The sequence below is a fragment of the Streptomyces sp. DSM 40868 genome, assembly GCF_011820545.1.
GTDB classification, from domain to species: Bacteria; Actinomycetota; Actinomycetes; order Streptomycetales; family Streptomycetaceae; genus Streptomyces; species Streptomyces eurythermus.
Genome location: NZ_CP050504.1, coordinates 1,902,983 through 1,924,976 on the forward strand (window position 1 = coordinate 1,902,983; position 21,994 = coordinate 1,924,976).

Sequence of the window (21,994 nt, forward strand, 5' to 3'; positions counted from 1 at the left end):
CTACGCGGTCCTGCGGATCAGGGCGAGGTACATCGCGTCCGTGCCGTGCAGATGGGGCCACAGCTGGATGTCCGGGCCCTCGCCCAGGCCGGGGAGGCCGGGGAGCAGCGGGCGGGCGTCGATCAGGTCGGTGCCGGGGTGCTGTTTGAGGACGTCGGCGACCACCGCCCGGGTCTCGGCGAGGTGCGGGGAGCAGGTGGCGTAGCCGACGACCCCGCCGACGCGTACGGAGTCCAGGGCGGTGCGCAGCAGGGCGCGCTGGAGCGGGGCGAAGGTGTCCAGGTCCTCGGGGCGGCGGCGCCAGCGGGCCTCGGGGCGGCGGCGCAGGGCGCCGAGGCCGCTGCACGGGACGTCCACGAGCACCCGGTCGAAGCTGCCGGGCCGCCACGGCGGACGGGTGCCGTCGGCGGCGATGACCTGGTACGGGCCCGGGTTGCCGTGCAGCGCCTTGGCGACCAGCCCGGCCCGGTGCGGCTGCTTCTCGGAGGCGAGCAGCACGGCACCGCGCTCGGCGGCCAGGGCGGCGAGCAGCGCGGCCTTGCCGCCGGGGCCGGCGCAGCCGTCGAGCCACTTCTCGTCGGGCCCGTCGAGCGGGGCGTTCGCGAGCGCGAGGGCGACCAGCTGGCTGCCCTCGTCCTGCACGCCGGCCCGGCCCTCGCGCACGGCCTCGACCGCGCCCGGCTCGCCGCCCTCCGCGAGCCGTACGGCGTACGGCGACCAGCGGCCCGGTACGGCGGCGTCCTCGCGCAGCAGCTCCTCGGTGGTGGCCCGTCCGGGCCGGGCGACCAGGGTCACCTCGGGCCGTTCGTTGTCGGCGGCCAGCAGCTCCTCGATGCCCGTCCGGCCGCCGCCGAGGGAGTCCCAGAGCGCGGAGACGACCCAGCGCGGGTGCGAGTGCACCACGGCCAGGTGGTCCTCGGGATCCTCGTCATAAGGCGGGGCGACCTTCTCTGTCCAGCCCGCCAGGTCGTCCTGCGCGACCTTGCGCAGCACGGCGTTGACGAACTTGGCCCGGCCGTCCCCGAGCACCACCCGGGCCAGCTCCACGGTGGCGGAGACGGCGGCGTGCGTCGGGATCCGGGTGCCGAGCAGCTGGTGCGCGCCGAGGCTGAGCACGTCCAGCACCGGCGGGTCGACCTCGCGCAGCGGCCGGTCGACACAGGCGGCGATGACGGCGTCGTAGGTGCCCTGCCGGCGCAGCGTGCCGTACACCAGCTCGGTGGCGAGCGCGGCGTCCCGGGCGTCGAAGTCGCCCTTGTCGCGGGCCTTGCGCAGCAGCGGGGGCAGCACGAGGTTGGCGTAGGCGTCCCGCTCGTCCACCGCGCGCAGCGCCTCGAAGGCCAGGATGCGGACGGGGTCCTTCTGGGGACGGCGGTAGGGCTTGGCGGGCCTGCGGGGCCGCCGGGAGGACTCGCTCACGAAAAAGGTGCTCCGGAGATAGACGGGGATGCCTCTCCAGCCTACGTCGGGGCATCCCCGCCACCGCCGTCCGGGGCGTCAGCCGCCGAGGGTCTCGCCCTCCGCGATGCGCACCCCGCGCGCCCAGTCGGCCGCGCGCATCGGCTTCTTGCCCTGGGCCTGCACCCAGAGCAGTTCGACGGCGTACGAGCCGGTGCCCACGTGCACGCTGTTCTTGCCCACCGCGAGCCGGCCCGGCGCGAGGCCGGTCCGCTCGGGCACGGGGGTGACCTGGACGAGCTTGAGCCGCTCGCCGCGGAAGGTGGTCCAGGCGCCGGGCGCCGGGGTGCAGCCGCGCACCACCCGGTCGACGCGCAGCGCGGGCGCCGCCCAGTCCACCTGGGCGTCCTCGACGGTGATCTTCGGCGCGAGGGAGACGCCCTCGGCGGGCTGCGGTACGGCCTTCAGGGTGCCGTCCTCGATGCCGTCCATGGTGGCGGCGAGCAGTCCGGCGCCCGCGAAGGCGAGCCGGGTGAGCAGGTCGCCGCTGGTGTCGGTGGGGCGGATCTCCTCGGTGACGGTGCCGTAGACGGGCCCGGAGTCCAGGCCCTCCTCGATGAGGAAGGTGGACGCCCCGGTGATCTCGTCGCCCGCCATGACGGCGTGCTGCACGGGCGCGGCGCCGCGCCAGGCGGGCAGCAGCGAGAAGTGCAGGTTGACCCAGCCGTGGGCCGGGATGTCCAGGGCGAGCCGGGGCAGCAGGGCGCCGTAGGCGACGACCGGGCAGCAGTCCGGGGCGATCTGCCTCAGCCGCTCCAGAAAGTCCGCGTCCCGGGGCTTGAGCGGCTTCAGCACCTCGATCCCGGCCTCCTCCGCCCGCTCGGCCACGGGGGACGCGACCAGCCTGCGCCCGCGCCCGGCCGGCGCGTCGGGCCGCGTGACGACGGCGGCCACCTCGTGCCGCCCGGAGGCGAGCAGGGCGTCCAGGGCGGGAACGGCGACCTCGGGGGTACCGGCGAAGACGAGCTTCATGGGCGGGATCGGGCCTCTCGGGCGGGGGCGGTCGGGCAGCGCACCAGTCTATGACCATGGACGGCGCACGGGTGGGCGACCGGCGTACGCATATGCCCGTACGCCCCCAGCCCGTGACCAGGGGAGGGTCGGCGCGTTGGTCAAGAAAGAGTTGACCACATCGGGCCGCTTTCGCGGCCGAATTCCTTTCAACGCCGGTTCGAGAGGCTTGTTCATGGCCGACCACGCAACCCACGACGCCCAGGCCCGGGCCAGCCTGCACTTGCTGGTGCGGGACATCGAGCGGGTCCGCCGGCAGGTGGACGCGCTGCGCACGCTCACCGCCCAGCTGGGCAACGTCTACCGCCCGCGCCGCTCCGGCCCGTCCACGGGCTTCGTCGTCTACGGACGCGCCCCAGCCCCGACGGTCCGCCTCGCCCAGGAACTCCGCGACAGTGTCGAGACGCTGGTCACGGCCGCGGTGGACTTCGACCGCTCACTCGGTTTCTCGTGGGACGCGGTGGGCTCGGCGCTCGGGGTCACCAAACAGGCGGTGCACCGCCGCTACGGCGCCCGCCGCGCGGCGGCCCAGGCGGCGGCCGAGGCGGAGCGGACGCCGGAGCCGTCCGGCACCCGCACGATCAGTGTGAACACCGGGCTGCCCGCCGTGCCGACGGTGCCCGCGGCCCGCTCCATGCCCACCCAGCCGACCGCGACGGCCCCCACCCGCCGCGACGACACCCGCCCCGCCACGTTCCCCAGCCCGCGCAACGGCTGACCCCGCCGGCTACCCGACCCTGCCCTCCCGGAGAGATCCGGGAGGGCAGATGTGTGGGGCGGGCACCCCCGCCGCACCCCGGAGCCCATCCGGTGCCCGGCAGCCCGTCCCCGTCCGGATCCCGACCCGACGGTCCGGTGACCGGTACCCCGCAGCCCGCCCCCCGACCGGCACCCGACCCGACGGTCCGGTGACCGGTACCCGGCGGCTCAGCCGATGTCCGGTGGGTCGACACGGACCCGTACCTGCTCGGCGCTGCCGCGGGCCATGCGGGCGGCCTGGGCCGTCTTCAGGGCCGTGGCCAGGGCGGCGCCGCTGCCCGGCGGGACGCGGACGAGGGCCCGTTCCCAGTGTTCGCCGGGCGGGGGCGCGCCGGGCCGGCGCGGCCGGCCGGGCTGCGCGGGCGGCAGCGGGACCGGGCCCAGCACCTCGGCGTCCGGCGGCAGTTCGACGGCCGCCAAGAACTCGGCGACGGCCGCCGGCGGTCCGGACACGGCCGCCATCCGGGACACCGGCGGGAAGCCCAGTTCGGCCCGCTCGGACAGTTCGCGCACGGCGTGCCCGACGGGGTCCCAGCGCACCAGCGCCTGGACGGGCCGCAGGGTCGGCTCGGCCACCACGACCACGGTGCCCCCCTCGCCCTGGGGCCGCACCAGCGCACCGGCCGCGATCCACCGGCGCAGCGCGTCCTCCCCGGCCCGCAGGTCGGGACGCCCGAGCATGGCCCAGCCGTCCAGGAGCAGGGCCGCCGCGTAGCCGCCCTCGGCCACCGGTTCGGCGCCCGGCGTGCTGACCACCAGGGCGGGCGTGTCCGGAACGGTGTCCAGTACATGCTCGCGCCCCGAGGTGCGCACCGGTACGGCGGGAAACGCGCGCCCCAGCTCCTCGGCGGTGCGGCGCGCGCCGACGATCTGCGCGCGGAGCCGGAAACCACCGCACTCCGGGCAGTGCCAGGCGCTCTCCCCCTGCCCGCACCAGCCGCACCGCAGCACGCCCCCGTCCTGTCCCTCCAGCGGCCCCGAGCAGTGCCGGCACCGGGCGGGCGCCCGGCACCGGGCGCAGGCCATGCGGGGGGTGTAGCCGCGCCGGGGCACCTGCACCAGCACCGGCCCGTGCCGCAGCCCCTCGCGGGCGGCCTGCCAGGCGAGGCTGGGCAGCCGGGCGGCCCGGGCCGCCTCGTCGCGCGCGAGGTCCTCGTCCCCGACGGTCCGCACCAGGGGCGCGGCCCGGCGCACCTGCTCGCGCCCGGCGACCAGCGGCCGGGCCCAGCCGGTCTCGACGAGCTGGGCGCCCTCCACGGTGCAGCCCCAGCCCCCCAGCAGGAAGGCGCACCGGTCCAGCGCGGCCCGCAGCAGCAGCACATCGCGGGCGTGCGGCTGCGGGGCGTGCGGCTCGCTGTGGCTGTCGTCGCCGTCGTCCCAGACGGCGACGAGCCCGAGGTCCCGCACGGGCGCGAACATCGCCGCCCGCGTCCCGACGACGGCGCGCACGGATCCGCGTCGCACCGCCAGCCACTCGGCGTACCGCTTCTCGGGACCGGCGTCGGCGGTGAGCAGGGCGTGCCGGCCCGGGCCGAGCAGCGCGGTCAGGGCGGCGTCGACGCGGGCGGCGGCCCGCCCGTCCGGTACGACGACCAGGGCGCCCCGCCCGGAGGCGAGGGTGGCGGCGACGGCCCGGGCCAGCTCCTCGCTCCACATCGGTCCGGGCAGCGCGTTCCACACGGCCCTGGGCGCCCCGCCGGAGGCCAGCGCGTCGAGGAAGGCGCCCCCGTGCTCGTACCGCGCCCAGGAACCGGCGTCGGGCGCCTCGGGCGGGGGCAGCGGCGCGGGGGACGGCCGCTGTTCGGCGCGGGCGTTGCGCGGCGGTACGGCCAGTTGCAGCACGTCGGCGAGGCTGCCCGCGTACCGGTCGGCGACGGCCCGCGCGAGGCCGAGCAGCTCCTCGCCCAGTACCGGCTCCGGCGACACGACCTGGGCGAGCGCGGCCAGCGGGCCGGAGTAGTCGGACTCGGCCCGGCGCTCGACGATGAAGCCGTCGATGAGCCCGCCGCCCTCCCGGCGGCCCTCGCGCACCCGGTGCCGCCCGGCCCCGAACCGCACCCGCACCCGCACCCCGGGCTGTGCCTGGGCGTCCAGCTCGGCGGGCACCGCGTAGTCGAAGTACCGGTCGAGGTGGAGCACGCCCTTGTCGACCAGCACCCGGGCGACGGGCAGCTCCGGCGCCAGCGCGGCCCCCCGCCAGGTCCGCGGCTTGGCCCGCGGCACCTTGGCCTTGCGCACACTCTCCCGGATCAGCGCGAGCTGCTCCGGCGGCGCCCCTTCGGCCCCACCGCCCCCATCTCCCCGGGACACCCCGTTCTCGCTGCTCACGCCAGCATTCTTACCAAACCCCACCGACAATGCCCGGTCGGCCGGCAGTGCCACCGGCCGCCTCGCGACGCGCCGAGGCCCGGCCCCCGTGGTCGGGAAACCGGGCCTCGGTGGGCGGGCGGGTGTGGGTTACAGGCCGGCGGCGGCGCGCAGGGCGTCGACGCGGTCCGTGCGCTCCCAGGTGAAGTCGGGCAGCTCGCGGCCGAAGTGGCCGTACGCGGCGGTCTGGCCGTAGATCGGGCGGAGCAGGTCGAGGTCGCGGATGATCGCGGCCGGGCGGAGGTCGAAGACCTCGTCGATCGCCTTCTCGATCTTCTCGGGGTCGATCTTGTGGGTGCCGAAGGTCTCCACGAACAGACCGACGGGCTCGGCCTTGCCGATGGCGTAGGCGACCTGGACCTCGCAGCGGGAGGCCAGGCCGGCCGCCACGACGTTCTTGGCGACCCAGCGCATCGCGTACGCCGCCGAGCGGTCCACCTTGGACGGGTCCTTGCCGGAGAAGGCGCCGCCGCCGTGCCGGGCCATGCCGCCGTAGGTGTCGATGATGATCTTCCGGCCGGTCAGACCGGCGTCGCCCATCGGGCCGCCGATCTCGAAGCGGCCGGTCGGGTTGACCAGCAGGCGGTAGCCCTCGGTGTCCAGCTTGATGCCCTCGTCCAGCAGGGCCTTCAGCTCCGGCTCCACGACGAACTCGCGGATGTCGGGCGCGAGCAGCGACTCCAGGTCGATGTCGGAGGCGTGCTGGGAGGAGACGACCACCGTGTCCAGACGGACGGCCTTGTCGCCGTCGTACTCGATGGTGACCTGCGTCTTGCCGTCGGGGCGCAGGTAGGGGATGGTGCCGTTCTTGCGGACCTCGGACAGGCGCTTGGACAGGCGGTGCGCCAGGAAGATCGGCAGCGGCATCAGGGTCGGCGTCTCGTCGGACGCGTAGCCGAACATCAGGCCCTGGTCGCCCGCGCCCTGCCGGTCCAGCTCGTCGTCGTCGCCCTCGACCCGGGCCTCGTACGCGGCGTCGACACCCTGCGCGATGTCCGGGGACTGCGCGCCGATGGACACCGAGACACCGCAGGAGGCGCCGTCGAAGCCCTTCTTGGAGGAGTCGTAACCGATGTCCAGGATCTTGTTGCGGACGAGGGTCGCGATGTCCGCGTAGGCCTTGGTCGTCACCTCGCCGGCCACGTGCACCAGGCCGGTGGTGATGAGCGTCTCCACGGCGACCCGGGAGGTCGGGTCCTCACGCAGAAGCGCGTCGAGAATGGTGTCGCTGATCTGGTCAGCGATCTTGTCGGGGTGACCCTCGGTCACGGACTCCGAGGTGAACAGGCGACGGGACACAACGCTCCCTGTGGTTGCAGCGGCTGCTGGCTGATCATTTGCGATCGACGCGGGGCTGCGCCCGGCGTCGACCGTGAACAGTTTATCGGTCGCACTCCGCCGACGGGCCACCCGTCTCGCCTCTCGGGAGCGCTGTGACCTGCGGCACGGGCATTCTGCCCAATGCCCGGCGGCCTTGGCCAGGGTCGCCACGCCCAATTCGGGCGTGGCGTGAACACGGCCCCTGGCCGCCCGACCGGGTGGCGCCGGTCAGCCCAGGCGCCGGACGACCAGGTCCCAGACGGTGTCGGCGAGGTCCTCCTTGGGGCCGTACGGCACCGGGGTCTCGCTGCCGTCGGCGCCCAGCACCACGGCCTCGCTCTCCTCGGCACCGAAGGTCTTGCGCTCCCCCACCTCGTTGACCACGAGCAGGTCACAGCCCTTGCGGGCGAGCTTGGCGCGGCCGTTGGCGAGGACGTCGTCGGTCTCGGCGGCGAAGCCGACGATCACCTGTCCGGGCCGGGGCCGCTCGGCCGAGATCTCCGCGAGGACGTCCGGGTTGCGCACCAGGACGACCGGGTCGGGCTCCTGGCCGTCCTTCTTCTTGATCTTCCCGGCGGCATAGGCGGCCGGCCGGAAATCGGCCACGGCGGCGGCCATGACGACCGCGTCGGCGTCCGCGGCGGCCTTCAGGACGGCCTCCCGCAGCTGCACGGCGGTGCCCACCCGGACGACGTCCACGCCCGCCGGGTCGGGCAGGCCGGTGTTGGCCGCGACCAGCGTGACCCGGGCGCCGCGGGCGGCGGCGGTGCGGGCGAGGGCGTAGCCCTGCTTGCCGGAGGAGCGGTTGCCGAGGAAGCGGACCGGGTCGAGGGGTTCGCGGGTGCCGCCGGCGGACACGACGACGTGCCGTCCTTCGAGGTCGGGCGTGGCGCTGCCGCGGGCCAGAACCCGGCGGCAGACCTCGAAGATCTCGCCCGGGTCGGGCAGCCGGCCCTTGCCGGTGTCGACGCCGGTGAGGCGGCCGACGGCGGGCTCGATGACGACGGCACCGCGACGGCGCAGGGTGGCGACGTTCTCCTGGGTGGCCGGGTGCTCCCACATCTCGGTGTGCATCGCGGGTGCGAAGACCACCGGGCAGCGGGCGGTGAGCAGGGTGTTGGTCAGCAGGTCGTCGGCGAGGCCGTGGGCGGCCTTGGCGAGCATGTCCGCGGTGGCCGGGGCCACCACCACCAGGTCGGCGTGCTGGCCGATGCGGACGTGCGGGACCTCGTGGACGTCGTCCCAGACCTCGGTGGCGACCGGGTTGCCGGACAGCGCGGACCAGGTGGCGGCGCCGACGAAGTGCAGCGCGGAGGCAGTGGGCACCACCCGGACGTCATGGCCCGACTCCGTGAACCTTCTCAGCAGCTCACAGGCCTTGTACGCGGCGATACCGCCGCTGACCCCCAGCACGACCTTCGGCTTGTCCACCATGGCTCCTCGCATTCGAGAATCTGCACCACCCATGACACACCACAGGCCCGGCAGGATGACTGCCGGGCCTGTGGATAAGTCACACGCGATCTGAAAGTACTACTGCGCCGGGCCGTCGACAGCCTCGGAGGTCAGCAGACCGGCGTTGATCTCGCGCAGGGCGATCGAGAGCGGCTTCTCGTGCACGTGGGTGTCGACGAGCGGACCGACGTACTCAAGGAGGCCCTCACCGAGCTGCGAGTAGTACGCGTTGATCTGGCGGGCACGCTTGGCCGCGTAGATCACGAGGCTGTACTTCGAGTCGGTCGCCTCGAGAAGCTCGTCGATCGGCGGGTTGATGATGCCCTCGGGCGCGGTGATGGAAGAGGACACGCTCTACCTTCCGATGGATGGAAAAGAATCAGACATCGTGATCACGGTCACGATCACACAACGTCCATCAAGGCTAGCAGCTCGCGGGCCACGTCCTCGACGGAGGTGTTGACCAAGGTCACATCGAACTCCGGCTCGGCCGCCAGTTCGGTCCGCGCCGCCTCGAGACGGCGCTCGATGACCTCCGGCGACTCGGTCCCCCGGCCGGTCAGCCTGCGCACCAGCTCCTCCCAGGAGGGCGGAGCCAGGAACACCAGCCGTGCGTCGGCCATGGACGCGCGGACCTGCCGGGCACCCTGGAGGTCGATCTCCAGCAGGACGGGCTCGCCCTTCTCCAGCCGCTCCAGCACGGCCGCGCGGGGCGTGCCGTAGCGGTTGCCGGCGAACTCGGCCCACTCCAGCAGCTCCCCGTTGGCGATCAGCTTGTCCATCTCCTCGTCGGTGACGAAGAAGTAGTGGACTCCGTGCTGCTCGCCGGGGCGCGGCTTGCGGGTGGTCGCCGACACCGAGAGCCAGACGTCGGGGTGTTCCTTGCGCATATGGGCGACGACCGTGCTCTTGCCGACCCCCGAGGGGCCGGAGAGCACGGTCAGCCGCGGACGTTCACTCATGCAGCGATTATTCCAGCAATCCCGGGGTGCCCGGGACTCCCGGTCCGCCGGGCGGGCGGACTCAGGAGCCGGTGCTGCCGAACTCACGCTCCAGGGAGGCGATCTGGTTCGAACCGAGACCGCGCACGCGGCGGCTCTCGGAGATGCCCAGACGCTCCATGATCTGCTTGGCGCGGACCTTGCCCACGCCCGGCAGGGACTCCAGCAGCGCGGAGACCTTCATCTTGCCGATGACGTCGTTTTCCTGGCCCTGCTTGATGACCTCGTGCAGGGAGGCGCCGGAGTGCTTGAGTCGATTCTTGACCTCGGCCCGCTCCCGGCGAGCCGCGGCGGCCTTTTCGAGCGCGGCTGCGCGCTGTTCAGGGGTAAGGGGCGGAAGAGCCACGCCTACGTCACCTCGGATGTCGAACTGTCGGATACGGACCGGTGAGGAACCTGACGCCCCACACCTGGGGGCTACGGACGACGCATCGCCCGACCTCCCCACACTGCCCTGAGGGGCACGGGAGGTTCCCCACTGCCTCGGAGACTAGCGGGCAAGTCCGCCAGAGTCAGCGAGAACAGCGGAAAAGTCCTGGTCAGCCTCCGTCAGGTCGGACATTTTGCACATATCGCCCCCGATTTGAGGGTGTATTCACACCGCGGACGGCGGGATCGCGCTCCGGCAGGCCGTCACCGCGGCTCAGCCCGCGGTGACGGCCTGCCGGATCTCCTCCGCGAACCGCTCGGCCGCGCCGCGCAGCGCGCCCGCGTCGGGGCCGTGCCGCAGGACACCCCGGCTGACGTTGGGCACGACGTTGCGGACGGCCGCCCCGAAGACCCCGGGGAGGTCGGCCGGGGTCGCGCCCTGGGCACCGATGCCGGGGGCGAGGAGCGGGCCGCCCATGTCCAGGTCGTACGACGACAGGTCGCCGAGCGTGGCGCCGACGACCGCGCCGAAGGAGCCCAGCGGCTCCTCCCCCGCGTTCTCGGCCGACAGGTGGGCCAGCATGGTCGCCCCGACCGTGCGGCCGTCGGCGCGCACCGCGTGCTGCACCTCGCCGCCCTCCGGGTTCGAGGTGAGCGCCAGCACGAACAGTCCGGCGCCGCTCTCCCGGGCCAGCGCGACGGCCGGGGACAGCGAGCCGTAGCCGAGGTACGGCGAGACGGTCAGGGCGTCGGAGAACAGCGGGGCGTCCGGACGCAGGAACGCCTCGGCGTAGGCGGCCATGGTGGAGCCGATGTCGCCGCGCTTGGCGTCCATCACGACCAGCGCGCCGGCCGCGCGCGCCTCCTGGACCGACTTCTCCAGCACGGCGAGGCCGCGCGAGCCGAACCGCTCGAAGAAGGCGCTCTGCGGCTTCAGGACGGCCACCCGGCCGGCCAGGGCCTCGATGACGGTGCGGCTGAACCGCTCCAGGCCGGCGATGTCGTCGTCCAGGCCCCACTCGGCGAGCAGGGAGGCGTGCGGGTCGATGCCGACGCACAGCGGGCCGCGCTCGTCCATGGCGCGGCGCAGCCGGGCGCCGAAGGGTTCTCCAGAAAATGTCTGCGGCCCGGAGGGCCTCGTTGCGGGGTGGTGGTCGGGCGACGGGTGGGCGGTCATGCGGGCTTCCTCACATCGGCGCCGACCGCGTCGGCGAGGGTGGCGTACGGGCTGGTGCGCAGGCGGGCGGCGAGGCCCTTGTGGATGGACCGGCACCAGAAGGGGCCCTCGTAGATGAAGGCGCTGTAGCCCTGGACCAGCGTCGCACCGGCCAGGATGCGCTGCCAGGCGTCCTCGGCGGTCTCGACGCCGCCGACCCCCACCAGGGTGATCCGGTCGCCCACGCGCGCGTACAGGCGCCGCAGGACCTCCAGGGAGCGTGCCTTGAGCGGCGCCCCGGACAGGCCGCCGGTCTCCGCCACCAGGGCGGGCGCGGAAGCGAGGCCCAGGCCCTCGCGGGCGATGGTGGTGTTGGTGGCGATGATGCCGTCCAGGCCCAGTTCCACGGCAAGGTCGGCGACCGCGTCGATGTCCTCGTCCGCGAGGTCGGGGGCGATCTTCACCAGCAGCGGGACACGCCGGGCGGGAACGGCCCGGTCGGCGGCCTCGCGCACGGCGGTGAGCAGCGGGCGCAGGTGGTCCACCGCCTGGAGGTCGCGCAGGCCGGGGGTGTTGGGCGAGGAGACGTTGACGACCAGGTAGTCGGCGTGCGGCGCGAGCCGCTCGGCCGACTTCACGTAGTCGGCGACGGCCTCCGCCTCGGGGACGACCTTGGTCTTGCCGATGTTGACGCCGACGACGGTCTTGAAGACCGCCTCGCGGGAGGCCAGGCGGGCCGCCACGGCCAGCGAGCCGTCGTTGTTGAAGCCCATGCGGTTGATCAGCGCGCGGTCGGCGACGAGCCGGAACAGCCGCTTCTTGGGGTTGCCAGGCTGCGGCTCCCCCGTCACCGTGCCGATCTCGACGTGGTCGAAGCCCAGCATCGACATCCCGTCGATCGCGACGGCGTTCTTGTCGAAGCCGGCGGCCAGTCCGAACGGGCCGTGCATCCGCAGCCCGAACGCCTCGGTGCGCAGCTCCTTGTAGCGGGGCGCGAGGACGGCGGCGACGAAGGTGCGCAGCACGGGAACGCGGGCGGCCAGCCGGATCCATCGGAAGGCCAGGTGGTGCGCCTGCTCCGGGTCCATGCGGCGGAAGACCAGCTGGAAAAAGATCTTGTACATGGTGTCCTCGTGAAGAGGGGGACACCGTTTCCGGTGTCCCCCTCGGGGCTGCTAGTCGCGGGCGGCGGTCAGGCGTTCCGCGTGTTCCTGGAGGGAGCGGACGCCCACGTCCCCGTGGTTGAGGGCGTCGATGCCCTGGACGGCCGCCGCGAGCGCCTGGACGGTCGTCAGGCACGGCACGGAGCGGGCCACCGCGGCCGTACGGATGTCGTAGCCGTCGAGGCGGCCGCCGGTGCCGTACGGGGTGTTGACGATGAGGTCGACCTCGCCGTCGTGGATGAGCTGGACGATGGTCCGCTCGCCGTTCGGGCCGGTGCCCTCGGACTGCTTGCGCACGACCGTGGCGTTGATGCCGTTGCGCTTGAGGACCTCGGCGGTGCCGGAGGTGGCGAGCAGCTCGAAGCCGTGGGCGACCAGCTCGCGCGCCGGGAAGATCATCGAGCGCTTGTCACGGTTGGCGACCGAGATGAACGCGCGGCCCTTGGTGGGCAGCGGGCCGTAGGCACCCGCCTGCGACTTGGCGTACGCCGTGCCGAAGACGGAGTCGATGCCCATGACCTCGCCCGTGGAGCGCATCTCCGGGCCGAGGACGGTGTCCACGCCCCGGCCGTGGATGTCGCGGAACCGCGACCACGGCAGGACGGCCTCCTTGACGGAGATCGGCGCGTCCAGCGGCAGCTCGCCGCCGTCGCCGGTCTTCGGCAGCAGGCCCTCGGCGCGCAGCTCGGCGATGGTCGCGCCCAGCGAGATCCGGGCGGCGGCCTTGGCGAGCGGCACCGCGGTCGCCTTGGAGGTGAAGGGCACCGTGCGGGAGGCGCGCGGGTTGGCCTCCAGGACGTAGAGGATGTCGCCGGCCATCGCGAACTGGATGTTGATCAGGCCGCGCACGCCGACGCCCTTGGCGATGGCCTCGGTGGAGGCGCGCAGCCGCTTGATGTCGAAGCCGCCGAGGGTGATCGGGGGCAGGGCGCACGCCGAGTCGCCGGAGTGGATGCCGGCCTCCTCGATGTGCTCCATCACACCGCCGAGGTACAGCTCCTCGCCGTCGTAGAGCGCGTCGACGTCGATCTCGATGGCGTCGTCCAGGAAGCGGTCGACGAGGACCGGCCGGGAGGGGCTGATCTCGGTCGACTCGGCGATGTAGGAGGCGAGGCGGGTCTCGTCGTAGACGATCTCCATGCCGCGTCCGCCGAGCACGTACGACGGACGGACCAGGACCGGGTAGCCGATCTCGTCGGCGATGGCCTTGGCCTCGGCGAAGGTGGTGGCCGTGCCGTGCTTGGGGGCGGGCAGGCCCGCCTCGGCGAGGACGCGGCCGAAGGCGCCGCGGTCCTCGGCCGCGTGGATGGCCTCCGGGGAGGTGCCCACGATCGGCACGCCGTTGTCCTTCAGGGCCTGCGACAGGCCGAGCGGGGTCTGGCCGCCGAGCTGGACGACGACGCCCGCGACCGGGCCGGCCTGCTGCTCCGCGTGGACGATCTCCAGCACGTCCTCCAGCGTCAGCGGCTCGAAGTACAGGCGGTCGGAGGTGTCGTAGTCCGTGGAGACGGTCTCCGGGTTGCAGTTGACCATCACGGTCTCGTACCCGGCGTCGGCCAGCGCGAAGGAGGCGTGGACGCAGGAGTAGTCGAACTCGATGCCCTGGCCGATGCGGTTCGGGCCGGAGCCGAGGATGATGACGGCCGGCTTCTCGCGCGGGGCGACCTCGCTCTCCTCGTCGTAGGAGGAGTAGAAGTACGGCGTCTTCGCGGCGAACTCGGCGGCGCAGGTGTCGACCGTCTTGTAGACCGGGCGGACGCCGAGGGCGTGCCGGACCTCGCGGACGACGTCCTCGCGCAGGCCGCGGATCTCGGCGATCTGCTGGTCGGAGAAGCCGTGCCGCTTGGCCTCGGCGAGCAGGTCGGCGGTCAGCTCGGGGGCCTCGGCCAGCTCGTCCGCGATCTCCTTGATGAGGAAGAGCTGGTCCACGAACCACGGGTCGATCTTCGTGTACTCGAAGACCTCCTCCGGCGTGGCGCCGGCGCGGATGGCCTGCATGACGGTGTTGATCCGGCCGTCGGTGGGCCGTACGGCCTCGCGCAGCAGGGTGTCCTTGTCGCCGGGCTCGCCGACGAAGGTGAACTGGCTGCCCTTCTTCTCCAGGGAGCGCAGCGCCTTCTGGAACGCCTCGGGGAAGTTGCGGCCGATGGCCATGGCCTCGCCGACCGACTTCATGGTGGTGGTCAGCGTGGAGTCGGCCTGCGGGAACTTCTCGAAGGCGAACCGGGGGGCCTTGACGACCACGTAGTCCAGGGTCGGCTCGAAGGAGGCCGGGGTCTCCTGGGTGATGTCGTTCGGGATCTCGTCCAGCGTGTAGCCGACGGCCAGCTTGGCGGCGATCTTGGCGATCGGGAAGCCGGTGGCCTTGGAGGCGAGCGCCGAGGAACGCGACACGCGCGGGTTCATCTCGATGACGATGACGCGGCCGTCCTCGGGGTTGACCGCGAACTGGATGTTGCAGCCGCCGGTGTCGACACCGACCTCGCGGATGATCGCGATGCCGACGTCGCGCAGCACCTGGTACTCGCGGTCGGTCAGCGTCATCGCGGGCGCGACGGTGATGGAGTCACCGGTGTGCACGCCCATCGGGTCGAAGTTCTCGATGGAGCAGACGACCACGACGTTGTCGTTCTTGTCGCGCATCAGCTCCAGCTCGTACTCCTTCCAGCCGAGGATGGACTCCTCCAGGAGCACCTCGGTGGTCGGGGAGAGCGTCAGGCCCTGGCCGGCGATGCGGCGCAGTTCCTCCTCGTCGTGCGCGAAGCCGGAGCCGGCGCCGCCCATGGTGAAGGACGGGCGGACGACGACCGGGTAGCCGCCGAGGGTCTCGACGCCCTTGAGGACGTCGTCCATGGAGTGGCAGATCACCGAGCGGGCGGACTCGCCGTGCCCGATCTTCTTGCGGACCTCCTCGACGACGTCCTTGAACAGGTCGCGGTCCTCGCCCTTGTGGATCGCCTCGGGCTTGGCGCCGATCAGCTCCACGCCGTACTTGGCGAGGACGCCGTTCTCGTGCAGGGAGATGGCGGTGTTCAGGGCCGTCTGGCCGCCCAGGGTGGGCAGCAGGGCGTCCGGGCGCTCCTTGGCGATGATCTTCTCGACGAACTCGGGGGTGATCGGCTCGACGTAGGTGGCGTCGGCGATCTCCGGGTCGGTCATGATCGTCGCCGGGTTGGAGTTGACCAGGATGACGCGCAGGCCCTCGGCCTTGAGCACGCGGCACGCCTGGGTGCCGGAGTAGTCGAACTCGGCGGCCTGGCCGATGACGATCGGGCCGGAGCCGATGACCAGGACGGACTGGATATCGGTGCGCTTAGGCACGCTGGCCCTCCATCAGGGAAACGAAGCGGTCGAACAGGTAGGCGGCGTCGTGCGGACCGGCTGCCGCTTCGGGGTGGTACTGGACGGAGAAGGCGGGCTGGTCGAGCAGCTGGAGCCCCTCCACGACGTTGTCGTTCAGGCAGACGTGCGAGACCTCGGCGCGGCCGAACTTCGTCTCGCTGACCTTGTCGAGCGGCGCGTCCACGGCGAAGCCGTGGTTGTGCGCGGTGACCTCGACCTTGCCGGTCGTACGGTCCTGGACCGGCTGGTTGATGCCGCGGTGGCCGTACTTCAGCTTGTAGGTGCCGAAGCCGAGGGCGCGGCCGAGGATCTGGTTGCCGAAGCAGATGCCGAACAGGGGCGTCCTGCGCTCCAGGACGGCGGTCATCAGCGCGACCGGGCCGTCGGCGGTCGCCGGGTCGCCGGGGCCGTTGGAGAAGAACACGCCGTCCGGGTCGACGGCGTAGACGTCGTCGGCGGTGGCGGTGGCGGGCAGGACGTGCACCTCGATGCCGCGCTCGGCCATGCGGTGCGGCGTCATGCCCTTGATGCCGAGGTCGATGGCGGCGACGGTGAAGCGCTTCTCGCCGACGGCCGGGACGACGTACGCCTCCTTGGTCGCGACCTCCTCGTACAGGCTCGCGCCCTTCATCTGCGGCTGGGCCTGCACGCGCGCCAGCAGGTCCGCCTCGGGGGCGAGGGCCTCGCCGGAGAAGATGCCGGCCCGCATCGAGCCGCGCTCGCGCAGGTGGCGGGTGAGGGCGCGGGTGTCGATGCCGGAGATGCCGACCACGCCCTGGCGCTCCAGCTCGTCGTCCAGGGAGCGCTTGGCCCGCCAGTTGGACGGCACGCGCGCGGGGTCGCGCACGACGTAGCCGGAGACCCAGATGCGGCTCGACTCGTCGTCCTCGTCGTTCCAGCCGGTGTTGCCGATCTGCGGGGCGGTCGCGACGACGATCTGGCGGTCGTACGACGGGTCGGTGAGGGTCTCCTGGTAGCCGGTCATGCCGGTGGAGAACACGGCCTCGCCGAAGGTCTCCCCCACGGCCCCGTAGGCGCGGCCGCGGAAGGTGCGGCCGTCCTCCAGGACGAGTACGGCGGGAACCCTTGCGGCTCCCCTGGTGGAGGTCGTCATCGTGCGCCTTCCGTGTCGTTGGTCATCTTGTTCAGGGTGTCGGCCCACTCGGCGTGCTCGGCCGAGCGGTCGGAGCGGAAGCCGGAGTCGATCAGCTTGTCGCCGTGCTGCCAGGTCACCACCAGCAGTCCGCCCTCGGTGAGGACCTTGCCGGCGATGCCCTTGTCCAGGCGGGCGCCGCGCAGGGCGGCCCGGGGGACGAAGAAGTCGGCGGCGCCGGGGCGCTCGACCTCCAGGCCCGCGTCGGTCAGGGTGAGCTCGGCCCGGCTGCGGGTGCCCAGGCCGTGGGCCACGATGCGGTCCAGCCACTGCCCGGCGGTGGTGGAGCCGTGGTAGCGGCCGCTCATGCTCAGTCTGGCCGGGCCGGCGTCCTCGGGCGCGGCGGGCAGCGGCGGCAGGCCCGCCTGGAGGGTGCCGCGCCACTTCCAGCCCTCGCGCATCAGCCAGTAGACCAGCGCGATGAACAGGGCCAGACCGACGAGCCAGCCGATCCGGGCCCCCCAGTCGGTGACCTCGGCCGACTTCTTCGCCTCGGCCAGCAGGATTACAGGTGTCACGTGAGCTTCCCGTCGACGAGCGTGGCCTTGCCCCGCAGCCACGTGTGCGTCACACGGCCCGGCAGCTCACGGCCCTCGTAGGGGGTGTTGCGGCTGCGCGAGGCGAAGCCCGCGGGGTCCACCGGGCCACGGTATGCCGTGTCGACGAGGGTGAGGTTGGCGGGCTCACCAGCCGAGACGGGGCGGCCGTGGCCGGTGGCCTGTCCGATCAGCGCGGGCTTGACGGACATCCGGTCGGCGACGCCGGCCCAGTCCAGCAGGCCCGTGTCGACCATGGTCTCCTGGACCACCGACAACGCGGTCTCCAGGCCGACCATGCCCATGGCGGCGGCGGCCCACTCGCAGTCCTTGTCCTCGTGCGGGTGCGGGGCGTGGTCGGTGGCGACGATGTCGATCGTGCCGTCGGCGAGCGCCTCGCGCAGGGCCATGACGTCGCGCTCGGTGCGCAGCGGCGGGTTGACCTTGTAGACGGGGTTGTAGGTGCGCACCAGCTCGTCGGTCAGCAGCAGGTGGTGCGGGGTGACCTCGGCGGTGACCCGGATGCCGCGGGACTTGGCCCAGCGGACGATCTCGACGCTGCCGGCGGTCGACAGGTGGCAGATGTGGACGCGGGAGCCGACGTGCTCGGCGAGCAGCACGTCCCGGGCGATGATCGACTCCTCGGCGACGGCGGGCCAGCCGCCCAGGCCCAGCTCGGCGGAGACGACGCCCTCGTTCATCTGGGCGCCCTCGGTGAGCCGCGGCTCCTGCGCGTGCTGGGCGACGACGCCGTCGAAGGCCTTCACGTACTCCAGCGCGCGGCGCATGATCACCGCGTCGTCCACGCACTTGCCGTCGTCGGAGAAGACGGTGACGCCGGCGGCGGACTCGTGCATGGCGCCCAGTTCGGCGAGCTTCTTGCCCTCCAGGCCGACGGTGACGGCGCCGATGGGCCGGACGTCGCAGTAGCCGTGCTCCCGGCCCAGCCGCCAGACCTGCTCGACCACGCCGGCGGTGTCGGCGACGGGGAAGGTGTTGGCCATGGCGAAGACGGCCGTGTAGCCGCCGCTCGCCGCGGCGCGGGTGCCGGTGAGGACGGTCTCGGAGTCCTCGCGGCCCGGCTCGCGCAGGTGGGTGTGCAGGTCGACCAGGCCCGGCAGCAGCACCTTGCCGTCGGCCTCGACCACCTCGGCGCCCTCGGCGCTCAGGCCCGTGCCGACCTCGGCGATGGTCTCGCCGTCGATCAGCACGTCCTGCGGCTCGCCGCCGAGCACCTTCGCACCACGGATCAGGACCTTGCTCATGTTCTTACTTCTCCTCGGTACGAGAGTGGGTGACGGCGGGCTCGTTGCCACCGAGCAGCAGGTACAGGACGGCCATCCGGATGGAGACGCCGTTGGCGACCTGTTCGACGGCGGTGCAGCGGCCGGAGTCGGCGACCTCGGCGGTGATCTCCATGCCGCGGACCATGGGGCCGGGGTGCATCACGATCGCGTGCTCGGGCAGCCGGGCCATGCGGTCGCCGTCGAGGCCGTAGCGCCGGGAGTACTCGCGCTCGGTCGGGAAGAAGGCCGCGTTCATGCGTTCGCGCTGGACGCGGAGCATCATCACCGCGTCGCACTTGGGCAGCGTGCTGTCCAGGTCGTAGGAGACCGCGCACGGCCAGGAATCGACGCCGACCGGCACCAGGGTGGGCGGGGCGACCAGGGTGACCTCGGCGCCGAGGGTGTGCAGCAGGTCGACGTTGGAGCGGGCGACCCGGCTGTGCAGGACGTCGCCGACGATGGTGATCCGCTTGCCGGACAGGTCCTGGCCGAGGCCGGCGTCGCGGCCGACCAGCCGACGGCGCAGGGTGAAGGCGTCCAGCAGGGCCTGGGTGGGGTGCTGGTGGGTGCCGTCGCCGGCGTTGATGACGGCCGCGTCGATCCAGCCGGAGTTGGCGAGCCGGTACGGGGCCCCGGAGGCGCCGTGCCGGATGACCACGGCGTCGACGCCCATGGCCTCCAGGGTCTGGGCGGTGTCCTTCAGGGACTCGCCCTTGGACACCGAGGAGCCCTTGGCGGAGAAGTTGATGACGTCCGCGGACAGCCGCTTCTCGGCGGCCTCGAAGGAGATACGCGTCCGCGTGGAGTCCTCGAAGAAGAGGTTGACGACCGTCCGGCCGCGCAGGGTCGGCAGCTTCTTGATCGGCCGGTCGGCGACCCGGGACATCTCCTCGGCGGTGTCGAGGATCAGGACGGCGTCGTCGCGGGTGAGGTCGGCGGCCGAGATGAGATGGCGCTGCATCTGACAGGCTCCGTAAGGCAGTTCATTCGGGAGATTTCGGGCAGACAGGCGCGTGCGGGGGCACGCCGGGGCGAGCGGCCGTGCGCCTGTCGTGCTACTGGGCGGCCGGCTTCGCACCGAGCAGCACGGTGTCGCGACCGTCCTCCTCGGCGAGCTGGACCTTGACCGTCTCCCGCAGCGACGTGGGGAGGTTCTTGCCGACGTAGTCGGCGCGGATCGGCAGTTCGCGGTGGCCGCGGTCGACCAGGACCGCGAGCTGCACCGCGCGGGGGCGCCCGATGTCGTTCAGGGCGTCCAGGGCGGCGCGGATGGTGCGGCCGGAGAAGAGCACGTCGTCGACGAGGACGACCAGCTTGCCGTCGATGCCGTCACCGGGGATCTCGGTGCGGGCCAGCGCACGCGGCGGGTGCATGCGCAGGTCGTCGCGGTACATGGTGATGTCGAGGGAGCCGACCGGGATCTCGCGGTCGGTGATCTGCGCCAGCTTGGCGGCGAGCCGCCGGGCGAGGAAGACGCCCCGGGTCGGAATGCCGAGGAGCACCACGTCGTCGGCGCCCTTGGCGCGCTCGACGATCTCGTGGGCGATACGGGTCAGCACCCGCGCGATGTCGGGGCCTTCGAGCACGGGCCGGGCATCGGACGCTTGCGGATGCACGGGCGTGTCGTGCTTGTCCATACGAAACGGACCTCCTTCTCCGCCTCACGGGACGGACCTTAAAGGACGTCGGAATTGCGCCATCCACCGTACCAGGTCCCCGGAGGGCCTTCTGTCACCCGCTTGGCCCAACGGGCGGCCGCTACCACGGAAGAGTCGGTGTGGACCATTCGGCTTGACGCAGGAGAGTCACGCTGCGTAACCTCACAGTGAGTTACCAGCCGCGCGGCGGGAAGACAGTCCGGCCGCGTCGACACAGTGTCCGGGGAGCTATATGTCCAGCGAATACGCCAAACAGCTCGGGGCCAAGCTCCGGGCCATCCGCACCCAGCAGGGCCTTTCCCTCCACGGTGTCGAGGAGAAGTCCCAGGGTCGCTGGAAGGCCGTGGTGGTGGGTTCGTACGAGCGCGGCGACCGTGCCGTGACCGTGCAGCGCCTCGCCGAGCTGGCCGATTTCTATGGCGTTCCGGTGCAGGAGCTCCTGCCGGGCACCACGCCGGGCGGCGCCGCCGAGCCGCCGCCGAAGCTGGTCCTGGACCTGGAGCGGCTGGCCACCGTGCCGGCCGAGAAGGCGGGCCCCCTGCAGCGCTACGCGGCGACGATCCAGTCCCAGCGCGGTGACTACAACGGCAAGGTGCTCTCCATCCGCCAGGACGATCTGCGCACACTCGCCGTCATCTACGACCAGTCGCCCTCGGTCCTCACCGAGCAGCTGATCAGCTGGGGCGTTCTGGACGCGGACGCGCGCCGCGCGGTGGCCACGCACGAAGAGGCGTGACAACCAGCCATAACTGAGCAGAAACGTGCCGCCGGGGTGGCCGGAATCTTACGGTTCCGGCCACCCCGGCGGCCTTTTCTCTCTGCTCGCCGGGCTTCTCTCCGCCCGTCGGCGCCTGTGCAGGAGGGCCCGTGGCACGGAAACCGTGCCACGGGCCCTCCTGTGGTGTCGTACCGGGCTCTACGCCTCGTCCCGGCGCAGGGACGGCTTGAGGTCCTTCAGGCGGCCCAGCAGGCCGTTGACGAACGACGGCGACTCGTCCGTGGAGAACTCCTTCGCCAGCTGCACCATCTCGTCCAGGACGACGGCGTCCGGGGTCTCGTCGACCCAGATCAGCTCGTACGCGCCCAGCCGCAGGATGTTGCGGTCCACGACCGGCATCCGGTCGAGCGTCCACCCCACCGCGTACTGGGAGATCAGCTCGTCGATCCGGCGCGCGTGCTCCGCGTAGCCCTCGACCAGCTGCATCGTGTACTCGCTGACCGGGGGCTGCCGGGTGTCGGCCCGGGAGAGCCGGATCCAGTCCGCGAGAACCGTCAGGACGTCGGCGCCGCGCTGGTCGCCCTCGAAGAGGATCTGGAAGGCGCGCTTGCGGGCCGTGTTGCGGGCAGCCACGGTTAGCTGTTCACCCGGCCGAGGTAGTCGCTGGTGCGGGTGTCGACCTTGATCTTCTCACCGGTGGTGATGAAGAGCGGGACCTGGATCTGGTGGCCGGTCTCCAGGGTGGCGGGCTTGGTGCCACCGGTGGAGCGGTCGCCCTGGACGCCCGGCTCGGTCTCGGCGACGGTCAGCTCGACGGCGGCCGGCAGCTCGACGAAGAGCACCTCGCCCTCGTGCTGGGCGACGGTGGCCTCGAAGCCCTCGATGAGGAAGTTGGCGGCGTCGCCGACGACCTTGCGGTCGATCATCAGCTGGTCGTAGGTCTCCATGTCCATGAAGACGAAGTAGTCCCCGTCCATGTACGAGAACTGCATGTCGCGCTTGTCGACAGTGGCCGTCTCGACCTTGACGCCGGCGTTGAAGGTCTTGTCGACCACCTTGCCGGACAGCACGTTCTTGAGCTTGGTGCGCACGAAGGCCGGGCCCTTGCCGGGCTTGACGTGCTGGAACTCGACGACGGACCAGAGCTGGCCGCCTTCGAGCTTGAGCACCAGGCCGTTCTTGAGGTCGTTCGTGGAAGCCACGGTTGCGGAATCTCCTGGACTGACGTACGACCCCGGGTCA

General features: G+C 72.4%; 20 protein-coding genes. 2 read left to right on the plus strand and 18 right to left on the minus strand.

Annotation, left to right across the window (positions count from 1 at the left end):
• Nucleotides 1-1,419: a transcription antitermination factor NusB gene (locus tag HB370_RS08500; protein ID WP_030793204.1), complete on the minus strand. Its 1,419-nt coding sequence runs from the start codon at nucleotides 1,417-1,419 to the stop codon at nucleotides 1-3.
• Nucleotides 1,420-1,497: 78 nt separating this feature from the next.
• Nucleotides 1,498-2,430, minus strand: coding sequence for a methionyl-tRNA formyltransferase (gene fmt / locus HB370_RS08505; RefSeq protein ID WP_030793201.1), 933 nt, complete (start codon nucleotides 2,428-2,430; stop codon nucleotides 1,498-1,500).
• A gap of 214 nt (nucleotides 2,431-2,644) precedes the next feature.
• Here fmt and HB370_RS08510 point away from each other — a divergent pair, with 214 nt between their 5' ends.
• Entirely contained in the window at nucleotides 2,645-3,187 is a 543-nt protein-coding gene (locus HB370_RS08510; protein ID WP_030793198.1) for a hypothetical protein, read from the plus strand.
• A gap of 209 nt (nucleotides 3,188-3,396) precedes the next feature.
• Here the strand turns inward: HB370_RS08510 and HB370_RS08515 are convergent, their stop codons facing one another.
• The 14 genes from HB370_RS08515 to pyrR all read right to left on the minus strand — a co-directional run bounded on the left by HB370_RS08515 (nucleotide 3,397) and on the right by pyrR (nucleotide 20,013).
• Nucleotides 3,397-5,556 (minus strand): primosomal protein N', encoded by a 2,160-nt coding sequence (locus HB370_RS08515; RefSeq protein ID WP_030793195.1) that lies wholly within the window; start codon nucleotides 5,554-5,556, stop codon nucleotides 3,397-3,399.
• A 129-nt stretch (nucleotides 5,557-5,685) separates the two neighbouring features.
• Nucleotides 5,686-6,894 (minus strand): methionine adenosyltransferase, encoded by a 1,209-nt coding sequence (metK, locus tag HB370_RS08520; RefSeq protein WP_167512953.1) that lies wholly within the window; start codon nucleotides 6,892-6,894, stop codon nucleotides 5,686-5,688.
• Between the two features lie 249 nt (nucleotides 6,895-7,143).
• Entirely contained in the window at nucleotides 7,144-8,361 is a 1,218-nt protein-coding gene (coaBC, locus tag HB370_RS08525) for a bifunctional phosphopantothenoylcysteine decarboxylase/phosphopantothenate--cysteine ligase CoaBC (protein WP_078637864.1), read from the minus strand.
• Between the two features lie 87 nt (nucleotides 8,362-8,448).
• Nucleotides 8,449-8,721, minus strand: coding sequence for a DNA-directed RNA polymerase subunit omega (gene rpoZ / locus HB370_RS08530; protein WP_030620214.1), 273 nt, complete (start codon nucleotides 8,719-8,721; stop codon nucleotides 8,449-8,451).
• A gap of 53 nt (nucleotides 8,722-8,774) precedes the next feature.
• Nucleotides 8,775-9,332, minus strand: coding sequence for a guanylate kinase (gmk, locus tag HB370_RS08535; protein WP_030794990.1), 558 nt, complete (start codon nucleotides 9,330-9,332; stop codon nucleotides 8,775-8,777).
• 61 nt (nucleotides 9,333-9,393) lie between these two features.
• Nucleotides 9,394-9,717, minus strand: coding sequence for an integration host factor (locus tag HB370_RS08540; RefSeq protein ID WP_003977346.1), 324 nt, complete (start codon nucleotides 9,715-9,717; stop codon nucleotides 9,394-9,396).
• Between the two features lie 297 nt (nucleotides 9,718-10,014).
• Entirely contained in the window at nucleotides 10,015-10,917 is a 903-nt protein-coding gene (pyrF, locus tag HB370_RS08545; RefSeq protein ID WP_078637865.1) for an orotidine-5'-phosphate decarboxylase, read from the minus strand.
• Nucleotides 10,914-12,020, minus strand: coding sequence for a quinone-dependent dihydroorotate dehydrogenase (locus HB370_RS08550; protein ID WP_030794997.1), 1,107 nt, complete (start codon nucleotides 12,018-12,020; stop codon nucleotides 10,914-10,916). The genes pyrF and HB370_RS08550 overlap by 4 nt, the downstream gene beginning before the upstream one ends.
• A 51-nt stretch (nucleotides 12,021-12,071) precedes the next feature.
• Nucleotides 12,072-15,380, minus strand: coding sequence for a carbamoyl-phosphate synthase large subunit (carB, locus tag HB370_RS08555; RefSeq protein WP_030794999.1), 3,309 nt, complete (start codon nucleotides 15,378-15,380; stop codon nucleotides 12,072-12,074).
• Nucleotides 15,373-16,515, minus strand: a complete 1,143-nt coding sequence (gene carA, locus HB370_RS08560; protein WP_030795002.1) for a glutamine-hydrolyzing carbamoyl-phosphate synthase small subunit — start codon at nucleotides 16,513-16,515, stop codon at nucleotides 15,373-15,375. Before carA ends, carB begins: the two co-directional genes overlap by 8 nt.
• On the minus strand, nucleotides 16,512-17,072 hold the full coding sequence (locus tag HB370_RS08565) for a hypothetical protein (RefSeq protein ID WP_030795005.1): 561 nt from the start codon (nucleotides 17,070-17,072) through the stop codon (nucleotides 16,512-16,514). Before HB370_RS08565 ends, carA begins: the two co-directional genes overlap by 4 nt.
• Entirely contained in the window at nucleotides 17,069-18,355 is a 1,287-nt protein-coding gene (locus HB370_RS08570) for a dihydroorotase (RefSeq protein WP_030795008.1), read from the minus strand. Before HB370_RS08570 ends, HB370_RS08565 begins: the two co-directional genes overlap by 4 nt.
• Nucleotides 18,356-18,359: 4 nt before the next feature.
• Nucleotides 18,360-19,337, minus strand: coding sequence for an aspartate carbamoyltransferase catalytic subunit (locus HB370_RS08575; RefSeq protein WP_030795011.1), 978 nt, complete (start codon nucleotides 19,335-19,337; stop codon nucleotides 18,360-18,362).
• Nucleotides 19,338-19,431: 94 nt separating this feature from the next.
• A complete protein-coding gene (gene pyrR / locus HB370_RS08580; RefSeq protein WP_030795014.1) occupies nucleotides 19,432-20,013 on the minus strand; it encodes a bifunctional pyr operon transcriptional regulator/uracil phosphoribosyltransferase PyrR in 582 nt (193 codons plus the stop codon).
• Nucleotides 20,014-20,266: 253 nt separating this feature from the next.
• Between pyrR and bldD the strand changes: the two genes are divergently transcribed.
• Complete coding sequence (bldD, locus tag HB370_RS08585) at nucleotides 20,267-20,770, plus strand: transcriptional regulator BldD (RefSeq protein WP_014671524.1); 504 nt, start codon at nucleotides 20,267-20,269, stop codon at nucleotides 20,768-20,770.
• Nucleotides 20,771-20,950: 180 nt separating this feature from the next.
• Here the strand turns inward: bldD and nusB are convergent, their stop codons facing one another.
• Both nusB and efp read right to left on the minus strand, forming a co-directional pair.
• The gene (gene nusB, locus HB370_RS08590) at nucleotides 20,951-21,385 is read right to left on the minus strand and encodes a transcription antitermination factor NusB (protein ID WP_030795017.1); all 435 of its coding nucleotides are present in this window, start codon (nucleotides 21,383-21,385) and stop codon (nucleotides 20,951-20,953) included.
• 2 nt (nucleotides 21,386-21,387) lie between these two features.
• On the minus strand, nucleotides 21,388-21,954 hold the full coding sequence (gene efp / locus HB370_RS08595) for an elongation factor P (protein ID WP_030795020.1): 567 nt from the start codon (nucleotides 21,952-21,954) through the stop codon (nucleotides 21,388-21,390).
• Nucleotides 21,955-21,994 lie beyond the last annotated feature (40 nt).

Excerpts from the sequence above, each read along its gene's own strand:
- HB370_RS08570 (WP_030795008.1), bottom strand. The coding sequence starts at position 18,355 with ATGAGCAAGGTCCTGATCCGTGGTGCGAAGGTGCTCGGCGGCGAGCCG.
- carA (WP_030795002.1), bottom strand. The coding sequence starts at position 16,515 with ATGACGACCTCCACCAGGGGAGCCGCAAGGGTTCCCGCCGTACTCGTC.
- HB370_RS08510 (WP_030793198.1), top strand. The coding sequence starts at position 2,645 with ATGGCCGACCACGCAACCCACGACGCCCAGGCCCGGGCCAGCCTGCAC.
- fmt (WP_030793201.1), bottom strand. The coding sequence starts at position 2,430 with ATGAAGCTCGTCTTCGCCGGTACCCCCGAGGTCGCCGTTCCCGCCCTG.
- gmk (WP_030794990.1), bottom strand. The coding sequence starts at position 9,332 with ATGAGTGAACGTCCGCGGCTGACCGTGCTCTCCGGCCCCTCGGGGGTC.
- pyrR (WP_030795014.1), bottom strand. The coding sequence starts at position 20,013 with ATGGACAAGCACGACACGCCCGTGCATCCGCAAGCGTCCGATGCCCGG.
- HB370_RS08550 (WP_030794997.1), bottom strand. The coding sequence starts at position 12,020 with ATGTACAAGATCTTTTTCCAGCTGGTCTTCCGCCGCATGGACCCGGAG.
- bldD (WP_014671524.1), top strand. The coding sequence starts at position 20,267 with ATGTCCAGCGAATACGCCAAACAGCTCGGGGCCAAGCTCCGGGCCATC.
- pyrF (WP_078637865.1), bottom strand. The coding sequence starts at position 10,917 with ATGACCGCCCACCCGTCGCCCGACCACCACCCCGCAACGAGGCCCTCC.
- HB370_RS08575 (WP_030795011.1), bottom strand. The coding sequence starts at position 19,337 with ATGCAGCGCCATCTCATCTCGGCCGCCGACCTCACCCGCGACGACGCC.
- coaBC (WP_078637864.1), bottom strand. The coding sequence starts at position 8,361 with ATGCGAGGAGCCATGGTGGACAAGCCGAAGGTCGTGCTGGGGGTCAGC.